The organism is Streptomyces sp. NPDC059454 (assembly GCF_042749965.1).
In the GTDB taxonomy this organism is placed as follows: domain Bacteria; phylum Actinomycetota; class Actinomycetes; order Streptomycetales; family Streptomycetaceae; genus Streptomyces.
In genome coordinates, this window is record NZ_JBHYVC010000007.1 from 72,372 (window position 1) to 85,459 (window position 13,088).

A 13,088-nucleotide genomic window follows, 5' to 3' on the forward strand; every position below is an offset into this window, starting at 1 on the left:
CGACCTGTCTCGGCGCGCTGGACGTGCCTGGCATGACGGCCTGCTCGGGCCTGCTCGGGCTTGCTCGGGCCTGCTCGACGTCGGGGCGTCGCAGGGCGCCTCGCCCCGCCCCGCCCCGGACCGGTGCCGGCACCCCGAAGTCCACGGTCGTGGCCCGCCCGCCCGGCCGCCCGCCCGGCCTGGCCGGCAAGGCCACGTGCTACACCGGCCAGGACACCAACGGCGCGTACTGCACCATGGCCGTCCCGAAGGACTGGAACGGCTCCCCGGTCGTCCATGCCCATGGAGGACCCGACTTCTCCCACGACGAGTCCGGCACCACCGAGGACCTGGACCGCTGGGCGGTGATGGTCGACGAGGGACACGCCTGGGCCGGCTCTTCGTACCGCCGTGGTGGCTACGGGGTCAGGATGGCCGCCGCCGACACCGAGCAGGTGCGCCGGCTGTTCGTCGACCGCTTCGGCAGGCCCGACCGTATCTATCTCCACGGCCAGTCCTGGGGCGGCAACGTCGCCGCCAAGGTTGCCGAGACATACGGCAAGAAGTGGGGCGGCTATGACGGGATGCTGCTGACCAGTGGGAACATCGGCGGTGGCGCACGTGGCTACGACCACCGTGTGGACCTTCGCGCGGTCTGCCAGTACTACTGCCGCAACCTTCCCCGTTCCACGGAGCCGCAGTACCCGCTGTGGCAGGGGCTGCCCGCCGATTCCACCATGACCCCCACCGATGTGCTCGCGCGTCTGCGGGAGTGCACCGGCATCGAGTCGGACGCGCGGGAGCGGACCGCGCGGCAGCGGCGCGACCTCGACGACATCCTCGCTGTCACCCGTCTCGACGAGGGGTCGCTGGACTCGCATCCGCTGTACGCGACCTTCCTGTTCCAGGACATCGTGTCGAAGAGGCTCGACGGACGTAACCCGTTCGGCAACCGGGGTGTGCGGTACGAGGGTTCACGCGACGACGAGGCGCTCAACGCGGGTGTGGCCCGCTTCTCGGCCGATCCCACCGCCCGCCGTGACCTGTCCTACGACAGCGACCTCACGGGCCGGGTCTCCCTGCCGGTCCCCACTCTCCACGCGATCGGCGACCCGCAGGTCTTCGTGGAGACCGAGTGGGCCCATCGCGCCACCCTCCGTGGCGCCGGACGGGACGAACACCTCGTCCAGACCTTCACCGAAGAGGGCGAGCACAGCGAGCCGAGCGAGTCCGAGTACGCGAACTCCATATCCGCTCTCGACGACTGGGTACGCTCCGGCAAGAAGCCGACGGCCCGCTCGATCGCACGGTCCTGCGCTTCGTTCGACAGCACCTATGGCGCCGGATGCCTCTACGACCCCGAATTTCGCCCCGCACCGTTCGCCACGCAGATCCTGCCCCGGCCCGGCGGCCGTGACCGGCCCGCCATGACGGCCGCGCAGGAGCGCGCGTGGAGCCGGATCGACGGCGTGGGGATCGCTCCCTGACCGGATGCTCTCACCCTGGTGCCGGCGACCGGACGGCCCGAAGGCGGTTCTCCCTCCACGACCGTGCGACAGCCGGGCATGACGCTGCCGCTGTGAGCGCGTGGGCGGCGGCAGCGGGCCGTCACGTGCGGTTGTGGCCGGTACCGGCCTCGGCCGCCGCGTACCGGCCGGGCCGGAGTCTCCGGGGCTTCGTGTTTCCCAGGTGCTGACGGCCGCCCGGCTCCTGAGAACTGAGCCGAAGGGACCGGTGGCCGGACCGCGTCGCCGTGACTTCGTGAACGCGTGCACACGTCCACATCCCGCTCCCGACCCCCTCTGATGTGTGAACGCTCCTCTACCAAGAGATCAAGTCCAGCACCAATTTGCATGCGCAGGAAGCATCTTGATATGGAGACGGTCTCCCTGAGCTGCGCTGACGAGGTAAAATGTCACCTTTGGTGATCGCGTGGATGCTTGGCGTGTGAAGATCACCGCTCATCCGACTTCATGATCGTTCGTCAGGTGGTGGAGATCACAAAGCTTGTGCAATACCCCGTGTCGCAGATCACAGACTCACGGGCATAGGATGCGGAGCGGTTGGGCTTGTGACCTGCTTCACATGTTCTCGATCTTCGCCGGGGCGGGCGTGGTTCGTGGGGCTGTTGAGGCCGGATCGGCCCGACGCACAACCGCCACAGTCAGTGCCGACTGAGAGGAGCGAGGAGCGGTGAACGCGTATGCGCCCATCCTCGTACTGGGAGCCCTCGGGGCAGGCTTTGCGATCTTCTCCGTGGTCATGGCCACGCTGATCGGTCCGAAGCGGTACAACCGCGCCAAGCTCGAGGCCTACGAGTGCGGTATCGAACCGACCCCCACGCCGGCCGGCGGTGGGCGCTTCCCCATCAAGTACTACCTGACGGCGATGCTCTTCATCATTTTCGATATCGAGATCGTCTTCCTCTACCCCTGGGCCGTCACCTTCGACGCCCTGGGGATTTTCGGGCTCGTGGAGATGCTGCTCTTCGTGCTCACCGTCTTCGTCGCGTACGCGTACGTATGGCGGCGCGGCGGCCTGGAATGGGACTGAGGGGCCTTTAGCCATGGGACTCGAAGAAAAGCTGCCGAGCGGATTCCTGCTGACCACCGTCGAGCAGGCCGCGGGCTGGGTGCGCAAGTCGTCCGTCTTCCCCGCCACGTTCGGCCTCGCCTGCTGTGCCATCGAGATGATGACCACCGGCGCCGGCCGCTACGACCTGGCGCGCTTCGGCATGGAGGTCTTCCGCGGCTCACCGCGGCAGGCGGACCTCATGATCGTCGCCGGGCGGGTCAGCCAGAAGATGGCGCCGGTGCTGCGGCAGGTCTACGACCAGATGCCGAACCCCAAGTGGGTGATCTCCATGGGGGTCTGCGCCTCCTCGGGCGGCATGTTCAACAACTACGCGATCGTGCAGGGCGTCGACCACATCGTCCCGGTCGACATCTATCTCCCCGGCTGCCCGCCCCGCCCCGAGATGCTGATGGACGCCATCCTCAAGCTCCACCAGAAGATCCAGACCTCCAAGCTCGGCGTGAACGCCGAGGAGGCGGCCCGCGAGGCGGAGGAGGCGGCGCTCAAGGCCCTGCCCACGATCGAGATGAAGGGGCTGCTGCGATGAGCGACGCGAACGGCAACGGCGCGAACGGGCCGAACGGGGTCAACCCCGAGAAGGACCTCTCCGCCGAGAACCTCCCGGGCCGGCGCGGTCAGGACGGCGAGGAGATCCGCGTCCAGCGCGGCATGTTCGGCGCCAACAACGGCGGCGACACCTCCGGCTACGGCGGACTGGTCCGCTCGATCCGGCTCCCGGGACCGGCGTCCCGCCCTTACGGCGGCTGGTTCGACGAGGTCGCCGACGAGCTGGAGGGAGCCCTGGAGGAGCAGGACCTGCTCCCGGAGAACGCCATCGAGAAGACGGTCGTCGACCGCGGCGAACTCACCTTCCACATCGAGCGCGAGCACCTGGTCCGGGTCGCCCGCACCCTGCGCGACGACCCCGCCCTGCGCTTCGAACTGTGCACCGGCGTCAGCGGCGTGCACTACCCGAACGACAAGGGCCGCGAGCTGCACGCCGTCTACCACCTGCGCTCGATCACCCACAACCGGCTGATCCGCCTCGAAGTCAGCGCCCCCGACAGCGACCCGCACATCCCGTCGCTGTTCTCCGTCTATCCGACGAACGACTGGCACGAGCGCGAGACGTACGACTTCTACGGCATCGTCTTCGACGGTCACCCGGCCCTCACGCGGATCATGATGCCGGACGACTGGCAGGGCCATCCGCAGCGCAAGGACTATCCCCTCGGCGGCATCCCCGTCGAGTACAAGGGCGCCCAGATCCCGGCTCCGGACCAGCGGAGGTCGTACTCATGAGCACGTCGCACGCCTCCCCTCGGGAGACCACCGAGGGCACCGTATATACGGTCACCGGCGGAGACTGGGACGAGGTCGTCGAGACCGCGGCCCGCGCCGACGACGAGCGCATCGTCGTCAACATGGGTCCGCAGCACCCGTCCACCCACGGAGTGCTCCGCCTGATCCTGGAGATCGACGGCGAGACGGTCACCGAGGCCCGCTGCGGCATCGGCTACCTCCACACCGGCATCGAGAAGAACCTCGAGTACCGGACGTGGACCCAGGGCACCACGTTCGTGACGCGCATGGACTACCTGACGTCGTTCTTCAACGAGACGGCGTACTGCCTGGGCGTCGAGAAGCTCCTCGGGATCGAGGACCAGATCCCGGACCGGGCCACCGTCATCAGGGTGCTCCTGATGGAGCTGAACCGGCTCTCCTCCCACCTGGTGTGCATCGCCACCGGCGGCATGGAACTCGGCGCCACCACGATCATGATCTACGGATTCCGTGATCGTGAACTCATTCTCGATCTCTACGAGCTCATCACCGGGCTCCGCATGAACCACGCGTACATCCGCCCCGGCGGACTCGCCCAGGACCTGCCGCCCGGCGCGGTGGACCGGATCCGCGAGTTCGTGAAGACGATGCGGAAGAACCTCCCGGAGTACGACAAGCTCGCCACCGGGAACCCCATCTTCAAGGCCCGCATGCAGGACGTCGGCTACCTGGATCTGGCCGGCTGCATGGCCCTCGGTGCCACCGGCCCGATCCTGCGCTCCACCGGTCTGCCGCACGACCTGCGCAAGTCGCAGCCGTACTGCGGATACGAGACCTACGACTTCGAGATCCCGACCGCCGACACCTGCGACTCCTACGGCCGCTTCCTGATCCGGCTCGAGGAGATGCGCCAGTCGCTGCACATCGTCGAGCAGTGCCTGGACCGGCTCCAGCCCGGACCGGTCATGGTCGCCGACAAGAAGATCGCCTGGCCCGCCCAGCTCGCCCTGGGACCGGACGGACTGGGCAACTCCCTCGACCACATCAAGAAGATCATGGGCACCTCCATGGAGGCCCTGATCCACCACTTCAAGCTGGTCACCGAGGGCTTCCGCGTCCCGCCGGGACAGGCGTACGCGGCGGTCGAGTCGCCCAAGGGCGAGCTCGGGGCGCATGTCGTCTCCGACGGCGGCACCCGCCCCTACCGGGTCCACTTCCGCGACCCGTCCTTCACCAACCTGCAGGCCATGGCGGCGATGTGCGAGGGCGGCCAGGTCGCCGACGTCATCGTCGCCGTCGCGTCCATCGACCCCGTGATGGGAGGCGTCGACCGGTGACCACCTCTTCTTCCGAGCGGTCCGAGCGGGGCGTCAGCCTGGGCATGCCCGAACTGCCCGCGCCCGCCTACCCGGACGACGTCCGGACCCGGCTGGAGACCGACGCGCGCGAGATCATCGCCCGCTACCCGGACTCCCGGTCCGCCCTCCTGCCCCTGCTGCACCTCGTGCAGTCGGAGGAGGGCCACGTCACGCGCACCGGGATGCGGTTCTGCGCGGACGTGCTCGGCCTGACCACCGCGGAGGTGACCGCGGTCGCCACCTTCTACACCATGTACCGGCGCCGGCCGAGCGGTGACTACCAGGTCGGGGTGTGCACCAACACCCTGTGCGCCGTCATGGGCGGCGACGCGATCTTCGAGGAGCTCCAGGAGCACCTGGGCGTCGGCAACGGAGGGACCACCGACGACGGCAAGGTCACCCTGGAACACATCGAGTGCAACGCGGCCTGCGACTTCGCGCCCGTGGTGATGGTGAACTGGGAGTTCTTCGACAACCAGACACCCGAGAGCGCCAAGCGCATGGTCGACGACCTGCGCGCCGGCCGACCGGTCGCGCCCACCCGTGGGGCGCCCCTGTGCACGTTCAAGGAGACCGCCCGCATCCTGGCCGGCTTCCCCGACGCGCGCGAGGGAGCCGTCGAGGCCACCGGCAGTGCGGGACCCGCCTCCCTGATCGGTCTGAAGCTGGCCAAGGGGGAGGCCGCACCCGCGCGTGTGGTGCACCCGCGCGGCGAGGCGCCCCGGGACACCCCGCCGCACGAGCCGTCGCCCACCGAGCACCTCAGCTCGCACGACGCGCCGCAGGACACATCGGCCTCGGACCCGGCCCACCCGTCGCCCACCACCACCCGTGGAGGAGAGGCTTCGCCTCGCCCCTCCGATTCGTCGGGACCTGTCGCCGAGGAGGGGGAGTGATGACCTTGGCACCCGAACTCAAGGACATGAGCCCGGAGAAGCTGCTCGCACCCGTGCTGTCGGCCTTCTGGGACGAGGACGCGTCCTGGACGCTGGACGTCTACCGGAGGCACGAGGGATACGAGGGGCTTCGCAAGGCGCTCGCCATGCCGCCGGACGACGTCATCGCGTACGTCAAGGAGTCCGGTCTGCGCGGGCGCGGCGGCGCCGGCTTCCCGACGGGAATGAAGTGGCAGTTCATTCCCCAGGGGGATGGAAAACCGCACTATCTAGTTGTCAACGCCGACGAGTCGGAGCCCGGAACGTGCAAGGACATTCCGCTCCTCTTCGCGAACCCGCACAGCCTCATCGAGGGCATTGTCATCGCCTGTTATGCCATCAGGTCGTCTCATGCCTTCATCTATCTGCGTGGTGAAGTCGTCCCTGTCCTGCGGCGGTTGCACGAGGCCGTGCGCGAGGCCTACGCGGCCGGCTTCCTCGGCGAGAACATCCTGGGCAGCGGACTCGACCTCGAACTCACCGTGCACGCGGGCGCGGGCGCGTACATCTGCGGTGAGGAGACCGCACTGCTCGACTCGCTCGAAGGCCGCCGGGGTCAACCGCGGCTCCGTCCCCCCTTTCCTGCCGTCGCGGGTCTCTATGCGTGCCCGACTGTGGTGAACAACGTCGAGTCGATCGCATCGGTTCCCGCCATCATGAACCGGGGCAAGGAATGGTTCCGCTCGATGGGCAGCGAGAAGTCCCCCGGCTTCACGCTCTATTCCCTCAGTGGGCACGTCGCGAACCCCGGACAGTACGAGGCGCCCCTCGGCATCACGCTGCGCCAGCTGCTGGAGATGAGCGGCGGGATGCGCCCAGGCCACCGGCTGAAGTTCTGGACACCGGGCGGCTCCTCGACGCCGATGTTCACCGACGAGCACCTCGACGTCCCCCTCGACTACGAAGGAGTGGGCGCCGCGGGTTCCATGCTCGGCACGAAGGCCCTGCAGTGCTTCGACGAGACGACCTGCGTCGTCCGTGCCGTCACCCGCTGGACCGAGTTCTACGCCCACGAGTCCTGCGGCAAGTGCACGCCCTGCCGCGAGGGGACGTACTGGCTGGTCCAGCTGATGCGGGACATCGAGGCTGGCAAGGGGCAGATGGCCGACCTCGACAAGCTGAACGACATCGCCGACAACATCAACGGCAAGTCCTTCTGCGCCCTCGGCGACGGCGCCGCCTCGCCGATCTTCTCCTCGCTCAAGTACTTCCGTGAGGAGTACGAGCAGCACATCACGGGCCGGGGCTGCCCCTTCGACCCGGCCAGGTCCACGGCCTGGGCCGACCACCGTACGGAGGTGAACGCATGACTGTGACCACCAGCGCTCCCTCCGGCGGAGGGGAGGCCGCGATCCCGCCCGAGGACCTCGTGACGCTGACCATCGACGGCGCCGAGATCAGCGTGCCCAAGGGCACCCTGGTCATCCGGGCCGCCGAGCAGCTCGGCATCGAGATCCCCCGGTTCTGCGACCACCCGCTCCTCGACCCGGCGGGCGCCTGCCGCCAGTGCATCGTCGAGGTCGAGGGCCAGCGCAAGCCCATGGCGTCCTGCACCATCACCTGCACCGACGGGATGGTGGTGAAGACCCAGCTCTCCTCGCCGGTCGCGGAGAAGGCCCAGAAGGGTGTGATGGAGCTGCTGCTCATCAACCACCCGCTGGACTGCCCGGTCTGCGACAAGGGCGGCGAGTGCCCGCTGCAGAACCAGGCGATGTCGCACGGCAACGCCGAGTCCCGCTTCGAGGGCAGGAAGCGCACCTACGAGAAGCCCGTCCCGATCTCCACACAGGTGCTGCTCGACCGTGAGCGGTGCGTGCTGTGCGCCCGCTGCACCCGGTTCTCCAACCAGGTCGCGGGCGATCCGATGATCGAGCTGATCGAGCGGGGCGCGCTCCAGCAGGTCGGCACCGGCGAGGGCGACCCCTTCGAGTCGTACTTCTCCGGCAACACCATCCAGATCTGCCCGGTCGGCGCGCTCACCTCGGCGGCGTACCGGTTCCGCTCCCGCCCCTTCGACCTGATCTCGTCGCCGTCGGTGTGCGAGCACTGCTCCGGCGGCTGTGCCACCCGCACCGACCACCGGCGCGGCAAGGTCATGCGGCGGCTCGCCGCGTACGACCCCGAGGTCAACGAGGAGTGGATGTGCGACAAGGGGCGCTTCGCGTTCCGGTACGCGCAACTGCCAGGCCGCCTCGACACGCCACTCGTACGGAACCCGGAGGGCGAGCTGGAGCCGGCGTCCTGGCCGGACGCGCTGCAGATCGCGGCGCAGGGGTTGCTGGCCTCGCGCGGTCGCACCGGTGTCCTGACCGGCGGCCGGCTCACCGTCGAGGACGCCTACGCGTACAGCAAGTTCGCGCGGGTGGCGCTCGCCACCAACGACATCGACTTCCGCGCGCGCGTGCACAGCGCCGAGGAGGCCGACTTCCTCGCCGCGCAGGTCGCGGGACGCGGCCGTGACCTCGACGGTACGGGTGTCACGTACACGCACCTGGAGAAGGCGCCCGCGGTTCTGCTGGTCGGGTTCGAGTCCGAGGAGGAGGCACCCGGCGTCTTCCTGCGGCTGCGCAAGGCCTCGCGGAAGCACGGACAGAAGACCTTCGCCCTGGCCACGCACGCCACGCGCGGGCTCGAGAAGGCCGGCGGCACGCTGCTGCCGGCGGCTCCCGGTACCGAGACCGAGTGGCTGGACGCCCTGTCGAGCGGCGTCGGCCTGGAGGGCGACGGGGCCAGGGCCGCCGAGGCGCTGCGGGGCGAGGGCGCGGTCGTCGTCGTCGGCGAGCGGCTGGCGGCCGTACGGGGCGGCCTGACCGCCGCTGTCCGGTTCGCCGCCGCCACCGGCGCCCGGCTGGTGTGGATCCCGCGCCGGGCCGGGGAGCGGGGCGCGCTGGAGGCGGGCGCGCTGCCGGCGCTGCTGCCGGGCGGCCGTCCGTCGACCGACCCCCGCGCGCGCGAGGAGGTCGCCGCGCTCTGGGGCATGGCCGAACTGCCGCACCGCTACGGCCGCGACACCGGACAGATCGTCGAGGCGGCGGCACGCGGTGAGCTCCAGGCGCTGCTGGTCGCGGGCGTGGAGGTCGCCGACCTGCCCGACCCGGCCCGCGCGCGTGCCGCACTCGCCGAGGCCGGGTTCGTGGTCTCGCTGGAGCTGCGGCCCGGCGAGGTCACCGAACTCGCCGACGTCGTCCTGCCCGTCGCCGCGGTCGCGGAGAAGGCCGGCACCTTCCTCAACTGGGAAGGCAGGGTCCGCATGTTCGAGGCGGCGCTCAAGCCCGACCAGATGACCCGGCGGCTCGCGCCCGCCGACGCGCGCGTGCTGCAGATGCTGGCCGACGCCATGGACGTCCACCTGGGGCTGCCGGACCTGCGCACCATCCGCGCGGAGCTCGACCGGCTCGGCGCCTGGGACGGTCCCCGGGCCACCGACCCGCTGGAGACCGCGGGCGCGCTGCCCCGGCCGGCCGCCGGGGAGGCCGTGCTCGCCGGGCACCGGCTGCTGCTCGACGAGGGCCTCCTGCAACGGGGCGACGAGGCGCTCGCCGGCACCCGGCACGCCGCCCGCGCGCGCGTGTCGGCCGCCACGGCCGCCGAGGCCGGCGTCAAGGACGGCGACCTGCTCGCGGTGACCGGCACCGAGGGAACGGTCGAGCTGCCCCTGGCCGTCACCGAGATGCCCGACCGCGTGGTGTGGCTCCCGCTGAACTCCGTCGGCGGCGGCGTCGCCTCCGGCACCGGGGCACTGCCCGGCTCACTCGTCCGTATCGGCCCGGCGACGCCCGCCGACGAGGCCACCGAGGAGGTGGAGGCATGAGCCCGTACCTCGCCGCTGAAGACCTCTCGATGTTCGGCACCGACCCCTGGTGGCTGGTCGTCGTCAAGGCGGTGTTCTGCTTCGCCTTCCTGATGGTGACCGTGCTGATCTCCATCGTCATGGAGCGCAAGGTCGTCGCCTGGATGCAGCTGCGCATCGGTCCCAACCGGCACGGCCCCTGGGGCATGCTCCAGTCGCTCGCCGATGGCGTGAAGCTGATGCTCAAGGAAGACGTCATCGTCAAACGCGCGGACAAGGCGGTCTACGTCCTCGCGCCGGTCGTCGCGGCCATCCCGGCCTTCATGGCGTTCGCGGTGATCCCCTTCGGCCCGGCCGGCAACGAGATCTCGGTCTTCGGACACCGCACCACCATGCAGCTGACCGACCTGCCGATCGCGATGCTGTACATCCTCGCGGTCGCCTCGGTCGGCATCTACGGCATCGTCCTGGCGGGCTGGAGCTCCGGCTCCACCTATCCGCTCCTCGGCGGCCTGCGCTCCTGCGCGCAGATGATCTCGTACGAGATCGCCATGGGCGCCGCGTTCGCCTCGGTGTTCCTCTACTCGGGGTCGATGTCGACGTCGACGATCGTCGAGGCGCAGACCGACCGCTGGTACATCCTGCTGCTGCCGGTCTCCTTCCTCATCTACATCGTGACGATGGTCGGCGAGACCAACCGCGCCCCGTTCGACATGCCGGAGTCCGAGGGCGACCTCGTCGGCGGCTTCAACACCGAGTACTCGTCGATCAAGTTCGCGATGTTCATGCTCGCCGAGTACATCAACATGGTGACCGTCTCGGCCGTCGCCGTGACCCTCTTCCTGGGCGGCTGGCGGGCCCCGTGGCCGATCAGCACGTTCTGGGAGGGCGCGAACCACGGCTGGTGGCCGATGCTCTGGTTCACGGGCAAGCTCCTCTCGCTGCTGTTCGGCTTCGTGTGGCTGCGCGGCACGCTCCCGCGCGTGCGCTACGACCAGCTGATGAAGCTCGGCTGGAAGGTCCTCATCCCGGTGTCCCTGGTGTGGCTGATGCTCGTCGCCACCGTGCGGGCGCTGCGGAACGAGGGCTACGACTTCGCCAACATCGCGCTCTACATCGCCGCGGGCGTCCTCGCCCTGCTGCTGCTCTCCTTCGTCGCCGACATGTTCCGGTCGAAGGCGAAGGAGTCCGAACAGCCCGATGGCCCGCCTGCCTTCGACCCCATGGGCGGCGGATTCCCCGTACCGCCGCTGCCGGGACAGGAGGTGCCGCCGGTGCCGCGACGCCGTTCGCGCCGGGAGCGGGAGCTGATTGTCAGTGGTGCCCCCGATACTCAGAGTGACGGATCTGTGGGCGGACCCGCGGATGGAAAGGAGGCGTCCGATGGCTGAGGAGCCCAAGGAGACCAAGCCCGGTTTCCTGAACCCCGTGGCCGGCTTCGGCGTGACCTTCAAGGCCATGTTCAAGAAGCGGCTGACCGAGCAGTACCCGGAGCAGCAGAAGACCACCGCTCCGCGTTTCCACGGACGGCACCAGCTCAACCGCCATCCGGACGGCCTGGAGAAGTGCGTCGGCTGCGAGCTGTGCGCCTGGGCCTGCCCCGCCGACGCGATCTACGTCGAAGGCGCGGACAACACCGAGGAGGAGCGCTACTCGCCCGGTGAGCGGTACGGCCGCGTCTACCAGATCAACTACGCCCGCTGCATCCTGTGCGGGCTGTGCATCGAGGCGTGTCCCACGCGTGCGCTGACGATGACCAACGAGTTCGAGCTGGCGGACTCCAGCCGCGCCAACCTCATCTACACCAAGGAGCAGCTGCTCGCCGGTCTGGAGGAAGGCATGGTCGACTCGCCGCACGCCATGTACCCGGGCACGGACGAACAGGACTACTACCGGGGCCTGGTGACCGAGGCCGCGCCCGGTACGGAGCAGCAGACCGCCCACTCCAAGGGTGAGGTGGTGCAGGAGGCCGACTCGACCTTCGGCGCGGAGGAACCGGCGTCGGAGGAAGTGATCAAGCGATGACCGAGCAGCTCGCCGCCTACTCCACCTCCACCGGAGAGGCCTTCCAGTTCTGGATCCTCGGCACGGTCGCCGTGATCGGCGCCCTGTGCACCGTCTTCATGAGGCGGGCCGTGCACAGCGCGCTCTGCCTCGCCGGCACCATGATCATCCTGGCGGTGTTCTACCTCGCCAACGGCGCCTACTTCCTGGGCGTCGTCCAGATCGTCGTCTACACCGGCGCGATCATGATGCTGTTCCTGTTCGTGGTGATGCTGGTCGGCGTCACCGCGGCGGACTCCCTGAAGGAGACCATCAAGGGCCAGCGCTGGCTGGCCCTGCTGTGCGGTCTCGGCTTCGGCGTCCTGCTGGTCGGCGGGATCGGGAACGCCTCGCTCAGCGAGTTCAACGGCATCGGCGAGGCGAACGCGGGCGGCAATGTGGAGGGCCTCGCGGCCCTCCTCTTCACCAAGTACGTCTTCGCCTTCGAGATCACCGGCGCCCTGCTCATCACGGCCGCCGTCGGCGCCATGGTGCTCACCCACCGCGAGCGCACCGAACGCGCCAGGACACAGCGGGAGCTGGCCGAACAGCGCGTCCGCGACGGCAAGTACCTGCCGCCGCTGCCGGCGCCGGGTGTGTACGCCCGGCACAACGCGGTGGACATCGCGGGTCTGCTGCCCGACGGCACCCCGTCGGACCTCACCGTCAGCAAGACGCTGCGGGAGCGCGGCCAGATCCGTGACGTGTCGCAGGAGGCGATCAACGACCTGCGGGCGATGGAGCAGCGTGCTCAGGAGCGTCTGGAGCGCACCGCGATCGACGCGCCGACCTTCAAGCGGGCCGAGGAGGCGTCGAAGTGAACCCCGTCAACTATCTGTACCTGGCCGCGCTGTTGTTCACGATCGGCGCCACCGGCGTACTGATCAGGCGCAACGCGATCGTCGTCTTCATGTGCGTCGAGCTCATGCTCAACGCCTGCAACCTCGCGTTCGTCGCCTTCTCCCGGATGCACGGCAACCTCGACGGCCAGGTCATCGCGTTCTTCACGATGGTCGTCGCCGCCGCGGAGGTCGTGGTCGGGCTGGCGATCATCGTGTCCCTGTTCCGTTCCCGCCACTCGGCCTCGGTCGACGACGCCAGCCTGATGAAGCTGTGAGGGGCTGC

12 protein-coding genes are annotated in these 13,088 nt (G+C 69.3%); all 12 read left to right on the forward strand.

Translation table 11 applies throughout. The features are described 5' to 3' along the window. Positions 1-32: 32 nt before the first annotated feature. The 12 genes from ACFXAE_RS07140 (at position 33) to nuoK (ending at position 13,080) form a co-directional block, all read left to right on the forward strand. On the forward strand, positions 33-1,466 hold the full coding sequence (locus ACFXAE_RS07140) for a hypothetical protein (protein ID WP_384709603.1): 1,434 nt from the start codon (positions 33-35) through the stop codon (positions 1,464-1,466). 706 nt (positions 1,467-2,172) lie between these two features. Beyond that, positions 2,173-2,532 carry an NADH-quinone oxidoreductase subunit A gene (locus ACFXAE_RS07145; protein ID WP_003974383.1) on the forward strand — a complete coding sequence of 120 codons (360 nt, stop codon included), beginning with the start codon at positions 2,173-2,175 and terminating at the stop codon, positions 2,530-2,532. Between the two features lie 13 nt (positions 2,533-2,545). Further along, positions 2,546-3,100, forward strand: coding sequence for an NADH-quinone oxidoreductase subunit B family protein (locus ACFXAE_RS07150; RefSeq protein WP_010041554.1), 555 nt, complete (start codon positions 2,546-2,548; stop codon positions 3,098-3,100). Further along, positions 3,097-3,855, forward strand: a complete 759-nt coding sequence (locus ACFXAE_RS07155) for an NADH-quinone oxidoreductase subunit C (RefSeq protein ID WP_384709287.1) — start codon at positions 3,097-3,099, stop codon at positions 3,853-3,855. Before ACFXAE_RS07150 ends, ACFXAE_RS07155 begins: the two co-directional genes overlap by 4 nt. Next, positions 3,852-5,174, forward strand: coding sequence for an NADH-quinone oxidoreductase subunit D (locus ACFXAE_RS07160; protein ID WP_384709290.1), 1,323 nt, complete (start codon positions 3,852-3,854; stop codon positions 5,172-5,174). The genes ACFXAE_RS07155 and ACFXAE_RS07160 overlap by 4 nt, the downstream gene beginning before the upstream one ends. Then, a complete protein-coding gene (gene nuoE / locus ACFXAE_RS07165) occupies positions 5,171-6,091 on the forward strand; it encodes an NADH-quinone oxidoreductase subunit NuoE (RefSeq protein ID WP_384709293.1) in 921 nt (306 codons plus the stop codon). Before ACFXAE_RS07160 ends, nuoE begins: the two co-directional genes overlap by 4 nt. Beyond that, positions 6,091-7,440, forward strand: a complete 1,350-nt coding sequence (nuoF, locus tag ACFXAE_RS07170) for an NADH-quinone oxidoreductase subunit NuoF (protein ID WP_384709296.1) — start codon at positions 6,091-6,093, stop codon at positions 7,438-7,440. The genes nuoE and nuoF overlap by 1 nt, the downstream gene beginning before the upstream one ends. Then, positions 7,437-9,941: an NADH-quinone oxidoreductase subunit G gene (locus tag ACFXAE_RS07175; protein ID WP_384709299.1), complete on the forward strand. Its 2,505-nt coding sequence runs from the start codon at positions 7,437-7,439 to the stop codon at positions 9,939-9,941. The genes nuoF and ACFXAE_RS07175 overlap by 4 nt, the downstream gene beginning before the upstream one ends. Further along, complete coding sequence (gene nuoH / locus ACFXAE_RS07180; RefSeq protein WP_384709302.1) at positions 9,938-11,311, forward strand: NADH-quinone oxidoreductase subunit NuoH; 1,374 nt, start codon at positions 9,938-9,940, stop codon at positions 11,309-11,311. Before ACFXAE_RS07175 ends, nuoH begins: the two co-directional genes overlap by 4 nt. Next, positions 11,304-11,945, forward strand: coding sequence for an NADH-quinone oxidoreductase subunit NuoI (gene nuoI / locus ACFXAE_RS07185; RefSeq protein ID WP_384709305.1), 642 nt, complete (start codon positions 11,304-11,306; stop codon positions 11,943-11,945). Before nuoH ends, nuoI begins: the two co-directional genes overlap by 8 nt. Next, complete coding sequence (locus ACFXAE_RS07190) at positions 11,942-12,784, forward strand: NADH-quinone oxidoreductase subunit J (RefSeq protein ID WP_384709308.1); 843 nt, start codon at positions 11,942-11,944, stop codon at positions 12,782-12,784. The genes nuoI and ACFXAE_RS07190 overlap by 4 nt, the downstream gene beginning before the upstream one ends. Continuing rightward, positions 12,781-13,080 (forward strand): NADH-quinone oxidoreductase subunit NuoK, encoded by a 300-nt coding sequence (gene nuoK, locus ACFXAE_RS07195; protein ID WP_037929353.1) that lies wholly within the window; start codon positions 12,781-12,783, stop codon positions 13,078-13,080. Before ACFXAE_RS07190 ends, nuoK begins: the two co-directional genes overlap by 4 nt. Positions 13,081-13,088 lie beyond the last annotated feature (8 nt).